This window comes from Microcoleus sp. N3A4 (assembly GCF_036701805.1).
Classification (GTDB): Bacteria; Cyanobacteriota; Cyanobacteriia; order Cyanobacteriales; family Microcoleaceae; genus Microcoleus.
The window spans coordinates 1-4,711 of sequence record NZ_JAUBRJ010000144.1 but is presented as its reverse complement, the minus strand read 5'-3'; the positions used below and the strand labels follow the sequence as shown (position 1 = coordinate 4,711).

The 4,711-nt window shown below is 41.9% G+C and carries 3 protein-coding genes; 1 reads left to right on the top strand and 2 read right to left on the bottom strand.

Annotated features, from left to right (window positions below; all coding sequences use genetic code 11):
* Positions 1–35 precede the first annotated feature (35 nt).
* Together QUA56_RS36140 and QUA56_RS36135 are read right to left on the bottom strand one after the other, a co-directional pair.
* Complete coding sequence (locus QUA56_RS36140; protein ID WP_333368727.1) at positions 36–212, bottom strand: hypothetical protein; 177 nt, start codon at positions 210–212, stop codon at positions 36–38.
* 136 nt (positions 213–348) lie between these two features.
* Positions 349–3,174, bottom strand: a complete 2,826-nt coding sequence (locus QUA56_RS36135) for a CHAT domain-containing tetratricopeptide repeat protein (RefSeq protein WP_333368724.1) — start codon at positions 3,172–3,174, stop codon at positions 349–351.
* Between the two features lie 235 nt (positions 3,175–3,409).
* Between QUA56_RS36135 and QUA56_RS36130 the strand changes: the two genes are divergently transcribed.
* On the top strand, positions 3,410–4,561 hold the full coding sequence (locus QUA56_RS36130; RefSeq protein ID WP_333368721.1) for an ISAs1 family transposase: 1,152 nt from the start codon (positions 3,410–3,412) through the stop codon (positions 4,559–4,561).
* Positions 4,562–4,711: the final 150 nt, after the last annotated feature.

Sequence of the window (4,711 nt, the reverse complement as noted above, 5' to 3'; positions counted from 1 at the left end):
TCTATCCTTTCTCTTCGCTGTGCTTACCTCAACGGTCAACTTTCAATTTGATGTATTTGCCAAAGTGAGATGCACCCGTTCGATTTATCCGCCATCTGCGATATCGTATTGCTGAGATTTGTTAAATCATCAACCGCCCCTGCTTGTTCAAATACTTCGGGTTTAGTTTCAAAGACTGCTAGGAAACCAGAAATAAATTCTTCATCTGTCATTGTTAATTTCTCCTTTGATTATAGTGAATTTATCGTTGCAAAAATTTAGAACTAAGGTCAAAGAAACCGGGTTTCTCTGAGAAATCTCAATTGGAACAGAAAATCTCCGCAGAAACCCGGTTTCTGATACCAACGCTTATTGCCCAACTGCACAGAAAGCGGCCCAGTATACGGGAGACTCATAAGGTTGATAATCCGGTTTGTAACCGCGCCTGTATTTGTCTTGAATTTTCTGTTTGTGTTCGCGACTCAACAACTGCGACCCTTCCACCCATTGTAGCAAACCTTTAACAGTTAAACTCCGCAGCCACAACTGAGACTCCCGCAAAGCGATCGCCACAGGCGGGCGACTTTTAGACAAGAAAATCTCATAAAACTTAATCATCAAAATCGCGGTAGAGACATCATTAACAGCCCACAAAGTGCTAATCACACTCGTCGCCCCGGCATAGAAAAAACCGCTAGGCAATCCGATATACTCATCAGTATTATCTCTAATATCCGTTAACCCAGTTTCGCAGGCGGAAAGCGTCACTAAGCTGCACTTATTCAGTCGCAAATCAAAGATTTCTTCCAGCGTCAGACATTCCGCGATGTCGAAGGTTTCGCCTCGGCGGGAACGAATATAACTTTTGTTCTCGGAGTCAACGTTATCGGTGGTAATTTTGGCCCCAGCTAAGATTAAAGCTGATTTGCGGGGATCGAGAAAGTCGAAAAAGCCGTGACAGGAAAAGTGGGCGATGTCGGCATTCTGCAACCCGGCAATTTGTTGCTGCAATCCTGTTTTACTTGCCTTCTCGCGAATCAAAACTTCGGCAGGATTAAAGGATTTGGCAATTGCTTCAACTTCGATATCGGTGAAGTCTAAATCTTCTGTCGGGTTTTGAAGGGCAAACAATCTTGTCGGTGAAGACTCTTCCCCAGTCGGATTTACCCGCTGAGATAATTGTAATAGCTGACAACTGGGAGTGTATCTCACGCCGCCAGGGAAAAGATCGAGGAGACTTCCAGTTTCTTCTACATTCTGCCTGAGTCTTCGGCTGGTTAAGGCGTGAAGCGGTAACAAGTGCAAATATCGGAAGGGAACTAATATCAACCGCTGGCAGTTTTTCGGGAGGTGAGAAATTATTTTATCGATGTGCAAGATTTTAGCTAATTTTTCGAGGCGGCTTTCTAGCTGATTTCTCCAGTTATCAGGTTGATTGATGTAGTCGTCGATATACTCCTGCTGAAACTTCTCTAATGCTTGCAAGTCTTCAGATGAAGAGTGCCCGACAATTGGTTGAGGGGAGTCGCGGGTAATAATAAAAACTTTAAAGCCGTTAAAGGTGATGTACCATTCCAAAATTGCCTCATCTTCACCTAACAGACTGCGAATTTCCTGAAAACTAATCCGCTGTACATTTTGCGGCAAGCTGCGGGCATTGTGAAACAATTCTACTAAGTTTCTGGTTTTGCTGCGTTCAATGTATTCTATGGCGGCGGTTTTATTTTCCCTGTCTAGGCAAACTTTTACCATTTGCTGATAAAGTTTATTCCATTCTTCGGCTAATTTCTGCCTGTCTGCTTCGCCGCCGATAATGATTTCACTCCGTATTGATTCGAGTGTCTCAATAGCGGAATTAAAGGCATTGTAAGCTTCTGGTAGTTGGTAATTATACCAGTAGACAAGTCCGAGATTATATAAGGTTGTAACATGATCTATCGGAAATGCCTCGCGAGTTCTAACTGACAAAGCTGCTTGATAAGCGGAAATCGCCATTTTTAGATTATCCGCTTTTTCTCCTCTGATTCTGTTGCCGTAGACACCGGCCAAATTATTTTGAGTTATTGCCCAAGCTTGAGGAAATAGCTCGCAGGTGTAAACTAACAAAGTTTTCTGGTAAGCGGAAATCGCCTTTTCTAGATTGTCCGCTTTTTCGCCTCTGATTCTGTGGAGGTAGGCATTTGCCAAATTATTTTGAGTCTTTGCCCAATCTTCAGGAAATGCCTCGCTAGTCCAAACTGACAAAGCTGTTTTATAAGCAGAAATTGCAATTTCTAAATTATCCGCTTTTGCCCCTCTAATTCTGTCACCATAGGCAAGCCCTAAATTATTTTGAGTCCTTGCCCAATCTTCAGGAAATGATTCACGGGTGTGAACTTCTAAAGCTGCTTGATAAGCAGAAATTGCAATTTCTAGATTATCTGCTTTTGCCCCTCTGATTCTGTCGCCGTAGGCAACCCCCAAATTATTTTGAACCCTTGCCCATTCAAAGGGAAATGCCTCGCGGGTGTAAACTTCCAATAATATCTGAAAAGTGGCAATCGCCCTTTCTAGATTATCTGCTTTTTCGCCTCTAATTCTGTTGTGGTAGGCATTTGCCAAATTATTTTGAATATTAGCCCAATTTTCAGCATATTTTTGACTGGTAACAACTGTTAGGGCAATTTCATAACCTGCAATAGCAATTTCCAAATTACTCGCTCTTCTGCCTAAAGGATAGTCCGCGATTGCATTGCTAAAACGGAAAACATCTGCTATTATATGAATACGGCGCTCTTGGCTATCTAATTTTGGCAAATTTTCCCTCGCCCAATTTCGTAATACCACAGCTAAATTATCATTAACTAAGTTGATATTATCCCGCAGCAGGGGATAAATCACATTAGGATCGCCGTCGCTATCTGCCGTTGCCTGCAACACTTCCATTAGGAATTTGCGGTAATTGGAAGGTGATGATTTCTCTAGCGTTGTATTGCCATAACTACCCATGAGATGCCCTGCAAGAGTCATTAAAGAATTAGCATCATCCAGGCTGTTCTCTTTTCTCCGATCATTTGCCCTTTCTAGCATTACCTGCACCAACCCCGCATCAACTAACTCAGAGTTTGCCTGCAAAACTTGGTTTTCTTCCCCATTGGGGCAAGTCAGTAGCGATTGAATCAGATAGAGATAAGCTTGGCGGCGTAATTCGTCCATATCAGGTGGCGGGGGATTGGGCGGGGTAATTATTATTTAGTGATTCTATTATATAGAGAACGCGCGTAGTTTGTGAGTGCGATTTATCAGTCTTGTTTGTGAGGCTACAATCTTTCGATCCCCCCTAACCCCCTTCGTAAGCAGGGTGGATTAATTGTCAACGCAATAATGTATCATAGAAGAGGCAATCAGATATTACCATCGGGTAAGACTATCACTATAGGACAAAGAATTAATGAATTTATTAGAAGCGATTAAATTAGTTCCAGACCATCGAAAAAACCGAGGAATTAGACATCCACTCTGGCTTATGCTCACAATAATTTTGTTGGGTAGTTGCACGGGATATTGGGGGTATAAGCCCTTGGTAGAATTTACAAAAAATCATCAAAAAACCCTCATAAAATTATTGGCTCTCCCGCCTGATATTCGCTTTCCATCAGATTCAACGTTTAGAAATATAATTCAAGCATTAGATTTTGAGATTTTAGCAGTTATTTTTAATGTGTGGTGTAAACAAACATTGTCAATAGACGAAGGAGAATTGATGGCAATGGACGGAAAAGGCATTAAAAGTACCTTAACAGGTGGCAACAGCTCTTACCAAAACTTTGTCACTATGGTTTCCGTTTATAGTCATCATCATGGATGGGTAGTGAGACATCAAGTTATGGAAAACAAACAGAAAAGTGAACTCGAAGTCGTAGAGGAGCTAGTTCAAGAACTCTCCGGTAAAAAAGTAGTAATTACCCTCGATGCACTGCACTGTCAAAAAAAAACGCTTGCCTTAATTATTAAGAGTGGTAATGACTATATAGTTACGCTCAAAAAGAATCAATTAAATCTGTTTAAAGCAGCCAAGAAATTAGTCAGTTCTACTATGGCATCTGACGAAAATGAAGTTTCTGAATGTGCACATGGACGAACCACAACTCGCCACACCAAAATTTATCCAATTCCACCTGAATTCTTGCCCCTTTGGGCGGGTGCAAAACATATAATTGTGGTCAGGAGATATGGAACTCGATGGGAGGGAAAAAAAAGTCGTCGTCACCTGATTAATTTCGATGAAGTACACTATTATTTAAGTAGTCTGGATTGGTCAGCCAGTCAATTTGCCGAGGCTATTCGTGGGCACTGGTTAATTGAGAATCGACTGCATTGGGTTAAAGATGTGACGTTAAACGAGGATAACGATATTCGTCGCGGTGGCAATGCACCTGCTAATTGGGCAATGGTCAGGCAATTTTTAGTGTCATTGGCTCGAATGAAAGGTACTCATACTTTTCCTGAAGCTTTAAGATTAATGGCTAATCAAATAGAAGATTTGAGTGAGTTGCTTTTTGATTTATCTGGTCAAGATAAACCTGTTAAATGCCTCGCATAAAGTTGGTCAATAGCCTTCATAGCCTTGATGAAGGCCTCTCGACAATTAATCCACCCTGCCTAACCCCCCTTCGTAAGCAGGGTGGTTTTATTGTGGGGAGAAGAAATCTGAAACGACAGAAAGCACCGCTCAAAGCTCGCGTCTGGGACG